Annotated in this window: 11 protein-coding genes and 3 pseudogenes; all 14 read right to left on the bottom strand. The window is 30.5% G+C overall.

The window, feature by feature from the left end:
• Positions 1–77 precede the first annotated feature (77 nt).
• Positions 78–877, bottom strand: a pseudogene (locus MKL36_RS17465) (hypothetical protein).
• A gap of 50 nt (positions 878–927) precedes the next feature.
• Positions 928–1,662, bottom strand: coding sequence for a lysozyme inhibitor LprI family protein (locus MKL36_RS17460; RefSeq protein ID WP_021510224.1), 735 nt, complete (start codon positions 1,660–1,662; stop codon positions 928–930).
• 149 nt (positions 1,663–1,811) lie between these two features.
• Positions 1,812–2,273 (bottom strand): hypothetical protein, encoded by a 462-nt coding sequence (locus tag MKL36_RS17455; RefSeq protein WP_021510225.1) that lies wholly within the window; start codon positions 2,271–2,273, stop codon positions 1,812–1,814.
• A gap of 259 nt (positions 2,274–2,532) precedes the next feature.
• Positions 2,533–3,414 carry a hypothetical protein gene (locus MKL36_RS17450; RefSeq protein WP_005109254.1) on the bottom strand — a complete coding sequence of 294 codons (882 nt, stop codon included), beginning with the start codon at positions 3,412–3,414 and terminating at the stop codon, positions 2,533–2,535.
• A gap of 8 nt (positions 3,415–3,422) precedes the next feature.
• Positions 3,423–3,680, bottom strand: a complete 258-nt coding sequence (locus tag MKL36_RS17445; protein ID WP_021510226.1) for a hypothetical protein — start codon at positions 3,678–3,680, stop codon at positions 3,423–3,425.
• Between the two features lie 319 nt (positions 3,681–3,999).
• Positions 4,000–4,179 (bottom strand): hypothetical protein, encoded by a 180-nt coding sequence (locus tag MKL36_RS17440; RefSeq protein WP_005109250.1) that lies wholly within the window; start codon positions 4,177–4,179, stop codon positions 4,000–4,002.
• Between the two features lie 368 nt (positions 4,180–4,547).
• A complete protein-coding gene (locus MKL36_RS17435) occupies positions 4,548–5,084 on the bottom strand; it encodes a hypothetical protein (protein WP_005109249.1) in 537 nt (178 codons plus the stop codon).
• 247 nt (positions 5,085–5,331) lie between these two features.
• Positions 5,332–5,802, bottom strand: a pseudogene (locus MKL36_RS17430) (DUF2345 domain-containing protein); the annotation flags it as partial.
• 133 nt (positions 5,803–5,935) lie between these two features.
• Complete coding sequence (locus MKL36_RS17425) at positions 5,936–6,634, bottom strand: hypothetical protein (protein WP_021510227.1); 699 nt, start codon at positions 6,632–6,634, stop codon at positions 5,936–5,938.
• Positions 6,635–6,804: 170 nt separating this feature from the next.
• Positions 6,805–6,960, bottom strand: a pseudogene (locus MKL36_RS17420) (lysozyme inhibitor LprI family protein); the annotation flags it as partial.
• A gap of 294 nt (positions 6,961–7,254) precedes the next feature.
• On the bottom strand, positions 7,255–7,632 hold the full coding sequence (locus MKL36_RS17415; RefSeq protein WP_227521665.1) for a hypothetical protein: 378 nt from the start codon (positions 7,630–7,632) through the stop codon (positions 7,255–7,257).
• Positions 7,622–8,338 (bottom strand): hypothetical protein, encoded by a 717-nt coding sequence (locus MKL36_RS17410; RefSeq protein WP_004910037.1) that lies wholly within the window; start codon positions 8,336–8,338, stop codon positions 7,622–7,624. Before MKL36_RS17410 ends, MKL36_RS17415 begins: the two co-directional genes overlap by 11 nt.
• A gap of 15 nt (positions 8,339–8,353) precedes the next feature.
• Positions 8,354–10,198, bottom strand: coding sequence for a LysM peptidoglycan-binding domain-containing protein (locus MKL36_RS17405; RefSeq protein ID WP_004910041.1), 1,845 nt, complete (start codon positions 10,196–10,198; stop codon positions 8,354–8,356).
• 9 nt (positions 10,199–10,207) lie between these two features.
• On the bottom strand, positions 10,208–13,597 hold the full coding sequence (locus MKL36_RS17400; RefSeq protein ID WP_032061094.1) for a type VI secretion system Vgr family protein: 3,390 nt from the start codon (positions 13,595–13,597) through the stop codon (positions 10,208–10,210).
• Positions 13,598–13,761 lie beyond the last annotated feature (164 nt).

Raw genomic sequence — 13,761 nt, 5'->3', positions numbered from 1 at the left:
ACTTTTATTAATAAGAAAATATTTTCAATATTACCAATTATTTAAAAAGCAGTAAAATAATTTATATAAAATAATCTCTATTTCAAAAAATATAAATACATATCATTATTTTCAATTTTTGAAACAATATTTTTCTCACCCTTTCTCTTTTCAACAATATCTTTAATTAAAAAAGGTTTATTTTTATCAGGAATTAAGGAAAAAGAATATTGAATTGGAAATTTCTCATAATTAACTTTTCCAGTTGAAGCAAAATCTTCAGTTAGTTTTTGAAAGTCATATACTATTTGATATGACTTATCTTTTTTATTATACTTTATGGATGATAATTTTGTAAATTTTATTGAAGCATCATTTAAACTTCTTAATTTAACATTTATTGATAAAAATGATGGATTGTATATCCCTATACTTTTTTTATTAAATACATATATATCACTTTTAAATTTTTTTAAATTATTATTGGACACAGGATTTGTATAACTTTCAATTGAAAAAATAGAAATATTATTATCATTATAAATAATACTAGTACCAATTGCTCCAACATCTGAAATAACAAAAGGAAGTTTATATTGACTTTCCCCTAATAGAATTGTAGGTTGATAGCTTATAAAGTAATAATTCTTTCCTTTTATTTCATTATTATTATTCAAAACCGGATTTAGTAAAACTGTAACTTCGCCATATGGAACAGTAATGATATTTTTTTCAAATCTACATTTTTGCTGACATCAGTATATATAAAGGAAGAATTTAAAACACTCCGATACCCTAATTTGACATTTACTGGCTGATCTTGATTATTTTCTATATTAAACTCAGCATTAGCAGCATTCGCCCAAGCTAATATACTAATTATAAAAAATTTAAACATGCGGTTTTCTCAGTTTACAAAAATATTAGTCTTTAAATTTAAAATTTATATCAGTCAATTGAACATGCTAGCTTCGTCTCTTTAAGATTATTATCTGTTGTATAATTAATTGCAAAATTCAAATTTATTAAATCTACTTTTCTAAAGATTTTAGGAACTATATTCCAAACATTTTTACCGATAGTAACAAATACCAAACTAAATTCTGGAACTTTATTATTATTCGTATCAATTTGATATTCTATAGAAAATTCATCTTTTTTCTTACCAACAATATTATATATACGTGCCTCCTTTAACCCTTGATCACAAGCTTGATATATATAAATTTTGTTTTTTAAAATTTTAATTGTACTTTCACTACAATAACATCCACCTGTTTCTAACTCTTTCACAATACCATCTGTGTATTTAAATGGTTTTATTAGGTTTCCCTCTAAACTATCAAGGTCCAAATATAACTTTTTCAAATCTTTTATTTTAGAACTATTAAAATCACTTAAACATTTATAGTTTTCACTACTTGCTTCTTTCCCATTAAATTTACATTTTAAATTTCTATCTTTCAACCAAGAACGTTGAGTATCTACCAGATACTTAACTTCATTTTTATTATCACTGATATAGCTTTTTATATCTGAATATATACTATTCAGATCATGCTCACTATTACTATATATTGTTTTCTCATCTAACCGTTGTGGTTTATAATCTGCAGCATTTGAATAGATACTCAAACTAGAGACTAATAAAATATTAGAAAACTTAGTGAAACTATTTCTCACTATATGTACCTTCAATAAAAATCAAAATTCAGACAAATTTCTATTTTATAAAAAATTTACAACAACATCACTAATATATTAAAGCTTCTTGTTTTTCCCAACCATAATTTATATATTACACTAGTATTCTCACTAAATAGAAACAAATATTATTGCTGCAAAATTTTAATCAAATTAGTATTATTATCGTATTTTATATTCTTAATAAGCTTACATTTACCTTTATTTTCTATCAAAAAATCAATAAACTCACCATGTGTAGGCGTATTAAATTTAACAGTAACAATATTATCTGTAGCTTGTAGTATACTAAATTTACCTATATCATCTTGTGCATTACTTAAAATATTAAAATCTATATTGCATACACCATTTAGATTACTTCTACAAGTATAATCTTTTACTAACATATTTGTTAATTGATTAGAAAAAAACCTAGAAATAGTTTTTCTATCAGCACTCTCAATAATTTTATTTCCATCCACAGGATAGTTTTTATATAAGTTTGTGATTAAACTTTTTGAGTCTTCAAAACATTTCTCATCGTTACTTGCATTTGTAACACTAAAGAAAAAGGATAGAAAAATAAATGTAAATAATTTGTATTTCATAAATTATACCTAAGCTGATATCTTATTTTACAAGAAAAATTATAAAAACATCGCAACATTTTTTATTTACATTTTTTGAAACTAATAGGAGAAATATTTACTCTTTGAATATCTTCCTTGCAAAAAATACTTTGACATTTATGTAACAATAAAAAATATAACTAATATTCTCAAAATTTTCGTTAAAAATTTCTATCTGTACCCCAAATCTATTGGGGTACAATAAAAGAATATATTAGTCTAATTTTTAAGACAATTCTTATTTTAAATTTTTCTTTAAAATTTTACCATTTTCATCTTTATAAGTTATCACTCCTGAACTATCAATTGAGTAATAATCTCCTATTTTCTCTACTTTTAAATCAGGCTTTATTTTTATTAAATAAAATTCAGAACTAGAACTTTCATCTGTATCAATATATTTTTCAGCAATAGAATAAAAGCTATCTTTGAATTGAGGAAGGAATCTAAATGTATTTACATTTAACGAATCTACTTTTGTGTCCTTAAGTATATTTATAAAATCGGGAGATATTTTTTCTAATTCAGAGAAAGAGTAAGCCCGATTATTAGAATTTTCAAGTTGCGTGCATTTCTTAGCTGAGTTTTTCTCGTTACATTTGGAGAAAAAATCTGAGGAAATTGGAGTTTTTAAATAAACTAGTGACTTATTATTAGTTTTTTGATTTATATTTTCTACAATACTAACCTTTACAAAAGCATCATCAATAATTTTAAAACATGCTTTTGAATTTAAATATGTATCTCTATAAGAGTATAAATCTCCAGCTATACACAATTCATCTTTTTCAACAGAATAATTAAAGTTAGCTTTATTTTTACTTATTTGATAATTTAGAGGATAAACCACATAATTTTTTTGGTTTAATACAGCCAATCTATAATATTTACCATCCTCAATCTTTATTACAGAATAATCTTTGTTAAAATCTGGCTGCATACCAATATTATTTTCAAAAATTTTTAGTTTATCTTTTTTACAATAATAGTTATCCACATCATAATCAAAACCACAAGGCTCAACTTTAATAGTCTTCAGGTTTTTTGGCTCTACTGATTTAGCATTACAACCTACTGTAAGGCCTATTGCAGATAATAATACGTATATTAGTCTTTTCACTGTTCATCTCACTTTTGATGTTGTTGATGATATTTCAAAATTTTTTCCAAAATTTCTTTAACCATTTTTGTAGAGCCCATATTTGCATGATTGGCCTTACTTTCATAAAAAGATTTTGTTCCATCTGAAACATAGACAACATTCTTTTTACCAATTTTCAATCCATGAGGTGTAGCTATTGATGCCCATTCTTTTGAAGCTTCATATTGGGTACCTTTCCCATCTAATACAAATGCACCTAAAGTTGGTCTCTTTGAAGGTATCAAATATTCCCGGAAAATCCGCTCTTGTAAATTGGTATTAAACTTTTCTTTTCCAGTTAGACCAACTTAAATTTAGCTTCTCGCATAGGTCCTAGAATAATATTTAGTACTTAGCAACAGTAAACATTCTTGTAGTATCATTTGGTGATAAATTATAGGTTTTTTTATTTAGTTAATAATTATACTAACGGCAGGGTGTAAATCTACTACGGCCAAAACTTGAATATTTCCTACAATGTTATTCCACTGAATAAAAAGAACAAGTTATTTTCTATTCATCTCTGAGTTTATATAAAACAGTCAGAACAGAACCATAAATCTTTTAAATATCTGCTTCCCTATAATCCCATTGGAATTGTTTAATACATTTTACAGTTAGCTTTGTAAATTCATCTTTTAGTAATACTCCACCAAAACTTGCTAAGCGAATATGAACTGCTCTGATTAACTCACTTTTACCACTGGAAATAGATTGAGGATTGGCTTTACAAATATTCGCCATAATGAAATTTTAGTTCTACCTACAACAGCACACAGGATAATAACTGAGAATATATGAATGCACGCACTGGAATAATCAATGACATCATACTCTGACCCTCTATCTTCCCATATCACCTTTTTTAATAGTAGGAATGCTTGAGTAGTATCCGATTCAGTAATTTCAATTCTACTTATTATTCTCCTATAGTATCCATTAAAGCTTTTATTTCTTAATCGTTTGCAAATAGGTTCTATTCATTCTCCAATGATCTGAATTTGTTTAGCAGGATGCTACAAAAAATTTAATAAAGAATTAATATCAATGTGTCCAATCCAGCTCTATATCGCGTTAATGGATATGATTTTTGATTTATAGATTTACTATTTTTATTTATTTAAGTCCTCAAAACTAAATCGCTTAATATCAATTTTTTTATTACTGATATATGAGCTTAAAATAGGTTTTAATTCCTCAAAACTCCCCAAACCAGGACAACTTAACTCCACACCATTTTTATTTGCTTTTTTTGTTGGAAAAAACTTATCTTCAAATATATCATAGCGGCCTAAATTTCTGAAATATGAAAAATAATTGCCCTTATTATCATTAATAATACTTATATCACTATGGTCATTTTTTAGATAAGCATAATAAACTTGATATTTATTTTTATTAACTTCAATAATTTGACACTCCCCTGTTGACATCCATTGAGCATCTTTTGGATTTAAGCCAACAGTCTTTACTAATCTTGCTTTATTAGTATCTTCCCAAATTTGTTTACATAGGACAGTAACTTTATCAATTTTGATACTTTCATTCTTATGCTTGAAACTATCCCAAATTTTTTCACATGCGTTGTCTTCAGCAAAAGCTTGTATTGAGATAAATGTGCTCAGTAGCAATATTAGACTACGTTTCATTTTTACTCCAAATTGATTAGATTTATCTTTTAAGACACCTTTATATTCACTATCTAAAGCTTCTTTAAGCTGATTTTGAATTCCATTACCTACCCTATATTATAATTATAAGGCACTTCATTTACCCCTTTGATTTTATAATAATTTTATTATTACTACTACTCATAAATTGAATTTTAGACAACATCCCGATATATTTCTTATTATTTTTTCATGATTTTAAATCTAATTTAATCTTTTAAATTTTCTAAATTGCAAATATCATTATATTTAAATCTCGACTAAAAACTTCACTCTCAATTATTTTTAACAACTCAGCATTTACTATTCCCCTAATCGTAAACAAATGCTGCCCAGCTTTACTTTTATACTTATTATTAAAAATACACCATTAGCATTAATTTTAAGCTGTGCCCCACCTGCTGTTAATACAATTTCTTTAAGACTTGTAAGCTCATTTTTTCTTCAGTAGAAGAAATTAGTTTGATGACTTTCTTAGCAATTGCTTTAATAGCATCATCTCATGCTTGCAGCTCGAGCTTTCTTTTTGCTGCATAAGCCCGTAAACCCTTTTGTACAGCAAACAAACTAATTTTGTCTTGTTCTTGTTGTGCGCATCTGCACTACTTTCTAAGCCTTGGGTATAACCCTCTATAAAGCTTTTAAAAGAACTCAATGATTTAGAAGGTGATACTTTCAATTTACTACCTTTACTAAAAAGTTCCAGATTCACATAAAGCTATCTTTTAAAGCTTAAATCATTTTGAAATTTATAATTGATAGCAGACCTTGTATGTACTTAAAGATTTAAAAGATATTGGAAAAACCCAACTTATGTTGGGCTTTTTACACTAATTAGCTTTTGTAGCAGGAAGAACCCCTATTGTCTCACATCCTAAAGTAGATGAAATACACTTTAAATTACTATTAAAAATAGTTTTTATAGATTGAGTTTTTCCTGTTTTATAAGATTTTATATTTGCTAGATAAATATATTGTCCTTTTTTTGAATCATATGTTAACTGATCTCCTTGTAAGATATCGGTCGACTTACTTTTATCCTCACTATCTGAATTCAAAACTGGTACTTCAATAAATTTATTATTTATCAAATTATAAAAATATGCATTTGCAGTAAAATTTTTATATGGTTCTTTCACATAATCTATATTACTATTTTCCCGAATTCTAAAAACCACAATATTTTTATCATTGTATAACAATGTAAAGTCAACATTAGATTTTAAAGGAACTTTACCTTCAAAAATATTATATACCTCTTTCCGATTTAAAATTTGAACTCCATATTTTTTTAAAGAATATTTAATATCTTTTTTAGTTTTACTAATATTACCAAAATCTACTAATTTAATTTTTAAATTAGGATTTATAACTGTATATTTATTATAAGAATCTATATATTCTATAGGTGAATTTATTTGGGTAGAATCTTGTAAATAATCGTTCCACTCGCTATTGTCTTTTGCATAACAAATATTGAAAGATACACTACAAGCTATCACCATTGCAAAAGAATTTAGATTTTTCATAAGTACCTCAAAATTAATACGGCAAATTTACATTTATAATGCTATTGGGAAATCTTTCGTCTAATTCTACCTCTAAAAAAAATATACTTCTAGCTGAAAATGAAGATGAGTATCTTTGTAGGTGTTAGTTAACTTATTCATATTATATAATTAACTCTTCAGTATAGTTTTTTTATGACAGAATATAAATTGTTTAGACTATATTTACTATTACTATATATTGTTTTCTCATCTAACCGTTATGGTTTATAATCTGCAGCATTTGAGCAGATACTCAAACTCGAGACTAAAAAAATATTAGAAAGCTTATTAATATATATTTGCACTATATTCCTTTAATATCTTTATACATTTTACAGTTTTTATATTTAAACAATACAAATTAATTAAAGTTAAATACAACAAACTTACATATTGTTTATAAATTTTATAAAAATTAAATTTAATGTCAATAAGTTTATTTTTTAGGAATATTTAAATAAATTACAAACACATAGCATATCACTACCATATATTAAAATTTAAATTTTTCATGTATAAAACTCAAATTAATTAAATACCATTTATCTTCACTATTTAAAAGAAAATGGTATTATTCTCATCGAAATTATATCAAATTACTACTTTATATAACTTATTTTATCAACCACACAAATTAAATTAGTATAATGAAACATTGAATCAGCTGAATATAAATTTTTACATATTATTTTTACTGGCTTTTTATATTCGATTTTATATTTTTTATCTAAATAGTTCAATTGGATCTCTTTTATCTTTTTATATTCCTCATCTTCTTCTTTTAAATAAAAATTTTGAGCGACAGGTAATAAAACTACATCATAAGGATGTACTTTATTTTGCTCATCTATACTTTTTTTGTTGAGTATATAACCGCTTAGAATTGTAGAGTTTTCACTCGCAATTGCTTGCGATAAAAATATGACGTTTGCTACTAGAACAAAAAAAAATGCGTTTAGTTTTAAATTAATCATCATGGTTCTCTACTTTTACCAATTTACCATCCTCATCCCACTCTTTCCACTCACCCACTTTAACTCCTTTTTTATAAGTACCATCATAAATAAATGCTTGAGGGTTCATTGTATATTTTTCATAACATCGGCCATCCTCTAAACCATTTTTATAACTACACTCCCCTGTTAATTGCCCATCTTCATTCCAAGTTTTAGTGATTCCATTTATTTTACCTGCTTTATAATTTGTTTCTTCCTTTAAATTCCCATTTTCATACCAAACACGCCATAACCCATTTTCTTTATGTTCATGATATTCCGTCTCCGCTGCTTTATCTCCAGATTCATACCATACAACTCTTGAACCTTCTCTTGGATAATATGATGTATCGGCTTGTTCATTATAAACATAATCTAATTTACCATCAGTTAAGATATAGGGATCTGTTTGTTTTTTCCCTGTAATATAAAAATCCTGAACTAAAAATCTGTTTCCATCTAACTTCTTCAACAAAATCCGATAAAACTCTGCCTGCTCTTTTGTTGTAATTTCTTGGCCGGAGGATTCTGCATTTTTCATATACAAGATAGGTGAACTGACACTTGCATCACGAGTTTCTTTTTTTTGCTTAGACTCTTCATTTAAGTTAATACTGTGAGTTTCTGATTGTGAACAACCACTTAACAAAAATAGGGAAGATAATACGCAAATAACACTAAATTTCATAAATATATCCTAATTTTACCTTGTAGCATTTCCTGTACGCACTGCTTTTAGCCCAAGAGCTCCATATAGATCATCAACTGACATTTTCTTTTCCAAAACTTGAGATTTTGCAAATTCTTGATAAGCTTTTGGTATGTAGAATCGATAAGCTGATATGGATTTACTTGCAATTGTGATTTGATCATCCTGATTTCCACCTATTATAAGAAATCGTCCAGCTGTTTTATCTAAACAATAAACAAAACCAACATGACCTAAACCAGAGCTAGCTTCTGGATTAGCTCCAGAAGAAGTGGGGATAGTAGCCAATGCGCCAAAAATAGGCTTTGTAATTTTAACAAAATTTTTTGTATCACGGCGAAAGCTTAATGCACTCGCTGGCTGAGATGATTTTGCATATTTTGCTTCTTGTAAACAATAATTTGCAAACGATGCGCACCACGCTTGATTTGAACCAACCAACGTATTGATTTGACTACCTGTCAATATATGATAGTTATCTTGCTTAGTAATCACCCCCTCTCTTTTACCATACCATTGCTTTAATTCACGAATTACAATGGGCATCCAAGGAGCTTCTCGATTACTTACAGGTAAAATCGCTAGTCCCTCTCCTGTTCCTGACTTACTTCTTGTAACATTTTGAATATTACTACTTAAATTAGAAGTAGTATGAGTGGCTTGTTTTGTTATTGTACTTTTTGGCTTAGTATGAGTACTAGAAATAGATGTTGGTATTGTAACTATTTGACCAGCAAAAATCGTATCTCTTTCTTTAATTTTTGGATTTACTTTCATAAAGCTTTCAATTGAGATACCTTTCAATTTACAAATCTTAGAAATTGTATCACCAGACTTAACTTTATAAATACCTACAGAACTATTTCTATTTTTACCTTTTTGTTGCTCATTACTTTTTTTTGCAAAATACCCTATTGCAAGTGTTTGTCCTGCATAAATTTCATTCGCATTTTTTATATTATTCCATTGTTGTATTTGTTGTGCGGTAACACGAAAACGCTTTGCTATTTTTGATAGCACATCTCCATTGACAACAATATACTCAATTCGTGGTATATCATCTTTTTTTGCACTAAAAGAACCATTTTGAGGCATTAATTTACTAGTAAAACGGGCTGCATTATTAACCAAGCTAACCACTTGAGATTCAGCGGAAGTCGCAACCTCTCCAATTAATTTTTCACAACCATCTACTATAGTACTAAAAAATATTTTATCCCCTTGTTTAGCATGGGGAATTGGTGGCAAATTTCCATTTTTATTGGTGACATATTCTTTCTTTTTATCATTATGACTAACTATAATTTTTTGATCAGCTAATGGACTAGAGCCATTGCTAACATTTACGGTAGTGGTACTAATCCATTTATCAGAACGGGGTGGCTGTGTATTTGTATTATAGTAGCCCTCCTTACGCTCCATAGCATCCATTAATTTTTCAATTCCTTTATCATCTAATGATGATAATACAGTTGAACGCGTAAATCCTGTATGTTTTACCAAATAAGCAATATATGCTTCCGTATCATTTTCTTCAGGTGGTGCGTAAATATATAAAGCATCTTTTAATGAATAATTATTATATTTACGTCTGAGTAAAGCTTTTTTTTCACGCCTACCTACTTCATAGCTTTCAAAAATAGCAAAGTTTCCACTTTTCGTATTCCCAGTACCAATTTGACCTGGATACATTCCGTTATTTTTTGGTCTTACATTTCCTGGGTTGTTAAATCTCCACGCAATTGTCCCCCCTGTTCTTAATAAAATTTTTCCATCATCTCCAATATATTGAACAGTTAATGTCGGTCTATCATGTGAAGCTTTAATAAATTTTGTCATACTTAATTCCTACTTATTTATTATTGAATTTATTAAATCTGAGTCAAGAAAACCATGTTCAGTATTATCATCATCAAATTCGCAATATAAATTTTCTACATCTTCAACCTCATCTTCAAAGTTTTTTTCTTCACTAGGAGACAATACTTGAACATCGAGTTTCCATGATTCCTCACTAATCGACAATTCAACCTCATCTTCACTATCACTAAAAACTCGTGGCAATTTTTTTCCAGTGATAATCCCGCTTGAAAGTATTTCTCCGCTTTCTTTATTAATAATTTTGTAAGGTTGATTAATGAATCCCATTAAATCAAAGTTAATATCATTACCAAAAGGAGCAAATCTCAAACTAAATCTATTTTTTTCTATCTTTGGTAAATCATACTTGGGTATAGAAATATTTTCGCCGCCTAAAAAAATATGCTGTCCAGCTTTACTTTCGAACTTACCACCTGTTTTTATGAACACTCCATTTCCATTCACAATAAGCTGGCTACCTCCCGCTTTAATATCAATTTCTTTCGCACTACTAAGCTCGATTTTATCCTCTGTCGAAATTATTTTAATCACTTTTCTCGCAATTGCTTCAATAGCATCATCTTGCGCTTGTAGTTCGAGCTTTCCTTTTGCTGCATAAGCACGCAAACCTTTTTGAGCGGCAAACAAACTAATTTTGTCTTGTGCATGCCCAATAATATTTTTCTGTGCACTCAAATTAATTGAACCGCTGGCACTTTCGGCAATATCTTGCGAAGCTTGCAGAATAATATTTTCAGGTGTCGTCAACGCAATGCCATTTGGCGATGCTAATAACATCAAGGCCTGTCTAAAGATTTTGCCTTGTTCTTGCTGTTTAGTATCGGAACTACTTTCTAAACCTTGGGTATAACCCTCCATAAAGCCTTGTAAAGAACTCAATGCTTTAGAAGGTGATACTTCCAATTTACTGCCTTTACTAAAAGTGCCACATACACTCATCATGTCAAAGTCTTTAGTCTCAACATTGGCTAAGACTTTTCCGACCTCTTGAATGCTTTCAAATGGATTTTTATGAATGCGGTCTTTAATGCTGGCAAGTTTACCTTTAACGATGTCGGCACCATGTTCTTCAACGTTTTCGATGAACGCTTTTAAATTTTCTACCGCATCTTTGGCATCGGTAAAGAAAGCATTAAATTCATCTACAACGCCTTTTGCATTTCCACCTAGTGCACCAATGTCTTGAATAAAGCCGCCACAGTCTTTTAAAGCGTGAATAGGATCGTTATTAATGCCTTCTTTAAATAGATTTATCGTACTATTTAATGCCTGTCCTGTGGTTTTTAGCTCAAGCGACTGGATAAATTTAGGTAAGCGATTAATCACGTTCAAAGCATCAGTTTGTTGCTTGGCTGCAACTTCACTGAGCATTTTCATGCTTTCATAGCCTTGTGAAAGTAAAGATTGTGCTTGTGCAGCCTCTAAATGGTCTGCAATCGCCTGCTCTTGTGCATAGGTACTAATGAGCATGCCTTTACCTGCACGTACAGCTCCCCAAGCGTCTGTTCTCAGTTCAAAGCCTTCACCACGGCCTTGGCTCGTCTCTTGTTCTTTCGGATGGCTTAAATTACCCAAATTCAGCTGTGTTGCTGCATGGCTACTTTGGAGTTGGGTACTGATTTGTCCGGTTGTATCATCAAAACGTAATTGGTTGAAGCCACTTCCATTGATTTCCTGACTGCGAATCCCACTCAGTTTTTTAGTTGCAGGAAGTTGCCCTTTTACATCGAACTTGGTTGGTGAGCGCTGCGCTTCATGGATGCGCCCAGTCACAAATGGACGGTCAATGTTGCCGTCAAAAAAGTCAATAACAACCACTTCTCCAATACGCGGCAAGAAACGTGCACCATAGCCTTCTCCTGCCCAAGGAGTCAGTACATCCACCCAAGCCGAGTCGGTATCATTGTCATTACTACCTGCGCCACCATCATGGCCATGATCATCACTACGAGTAAATAGAAAACGTACTTTAATGCGTCCCCATTCATCGACATGAATAGTTTCTCCCTCAGGTCCCACGACTTTCGCTCTTTGTGGGTAGGCTATTGGCCGATGCTGTTCTGGATTATATTCAGGGGCAGTTTTGATTTGACGGCGTATTAGAGTCAGCTCATTACCTTGACGCTCTATATCATCATAACCATGTTGATCCCAACGACTTTGGGTTAATAACTGGCTAACCTGCTGATGTAGATCTTTAGGCAAGTTATTTTGGTTATAAAAGTTTTTAGCAATAATCAGGAACTCTTGATCTGCCCCTTCGTGCTGATCAATTTCAGGGTGTTCGCGTAGGTTAAACCAATAGCCGACTTGGCTATCGCGAACACTACTATAGGCTTTAAAGTATTTAGCCCGACTCGCATGCATGTCGGTGAAGTGCTGATTTAGTTTTTCTAATTGACTACTGCCTGAAGCGGTTGCCTGATCTTCCCCTTTTAAATCTTGCATCCAAGCGGGGCTTACATGCCATGCTTGTTCAAGACTTAAAGTGGCCGAATCAAAGTTATCCGAATGTGTATGCGTGGTAACAACCGAACCATTACCCTCTTCTTGTGCAAGTGCATCTGGTTGCCAGCGCTGTACATGTACGGCAGTCGGTTGCAAACTTCGCACTGCAACAAAACCAGTAATACTATCTTGATATTCGGTTGCACTGCTTCTGTGATAGCGAATACTACGACGCTCTAAAGCCTGATACTGGCTATTGTCATCAATTAATCTTAGTTTTTGAGCTTGTATGGGCGCAGTAAAATGTGGAACAAAAAGCTCTGACTCATCAATGAGCCAACTAATGCCTTCACTTCGCCATAAGCGCGTAAGAAAGTCATAGTCAGACTCATTGTGCTGCATGGTGAAAGGTCGAATATCATAATTTTGACTTAACCCACTCAAGTCTAGACTTAAACTCGCAGCAAACAGTGGACTTTTTTCTTGCCACTCTTTAAATAAAACTTCGGTAATTTCTACGATACTTTTATTCATAAAAACACGACTATTACGGCGTTTGTGCCATAAATTTGTCGCGTCTTCTATAGTCAGCTTATAAAGCGTTAAAGCACCATCACTTTGTCCATAACTGGCTTCGGTCACAATACCTGTTGTTCGGAACAATTGGCCCGAATCTGTGACCTGATCAACAGCGACTTGAACGCCAATAAATTGCTTCAATGCAATTTGGGCATTGGTTGAAAGGCAAATCAACTCTGCCATTAGGCCACCATTCAGCTGATGTTGGCCTTCTATACGTTGTAAGAATATTTGGTTATTGAGTAGTTCATTAGAAAACTGTACATGGATAGCACGTTTCTGAGCATTTAGCCCTATTTTTTCCAAGACACTAAATATATTAAAAAGCATTTTTTTATAATCATAAGGATATATAAACGGCTGCACTTTATAAAAAACAGAACTATCTGTCTACAAAATTATGCGTTATTTTTATCAATTTTTCTTATATTCTCACTTATTCTAATATGATTAAAAAAAGCCCAACTTAAGTTGAGCTTTTTTTAATCGCGTTA

The sequence above is a fragment of the Acinetobacter sp. AOR12_HL genome (assembly GCF_027855275.1).
GTDB classification, from domain to species: Bacteria; Pseudomonadota; Gammaproteobacteria; order Pseudomonadales; family Moraxellaceae; genus Acinetobacter; species Acinetobacter baumannii.
Note: the sequence above shows the minus strand (reverse complement) of the source record. Positions and strands in the feature narration are given on the sequence as shown.

What these genes read in the sequence shown, in the direction of transcription:
- MKL36_RS17455 (WP_021510225.1), bottom strand. Translation starts at nt 2,273, where the DNA reads ATGAAATACAAATTATTTACATTTATTTTTCTATCCTTTTTCTTTAGT.
- MKL36_RS17440 (WP_005109250.1), bottom strand. Translation starts at nt 4,179, where the DNA reads ATGGCGAATATTTGTAAAGCCAATCCTCAATCTATTTCCAGTGGTAAA.
- MKL36_RS17435 (WP_005109249.1), bottom strand. Translation starts at nt 5,084, where the DNA reads ATGAAACGTAGTCTAATATTGCTACTGAGCACATTTATCTCAATACAA.
- MKL36_RS17425 (WP_021510227.1), bottom strand. Translation starts at nt 6,634, where the DNA reads ATGAAAAATCTAAATTCTTTTGCAATGGTGATAGCTTGTAGTGTATCT.
- MKL36_RS17415 (WP_227521665.1), bottom strand. Translation starts at nt 7,632, where the DNA reads ATGATGATTAATTTAAAACTAAACGCATTTTTTTTTGTTCTAGTAGCA.
- MKL36_RS17410 (WP_004910037.1), bottom strand. Translation starts at nt 8,338, where the DNA reads ATGAAATTTAGTGTTATTTGCGTATTATCTTCCCTATTTTTGTTAAGT.
- MKL36_RS17405 (WP_004910041.1), bottom strand. Translation starts at nt 10,198, where the DNA reads ATGACAAAATTTATTAAAGCTTCACATGATAGACCGACATTAACTGTT.
- MKL36_RS17400 (WP_032061094.1), bottom strand. Translation starts at nt 13,597, where the DNA reads ATGCTTTTTAATATATTTAGTGTCTTGGAAAAAATAGGGCTAAATGCT.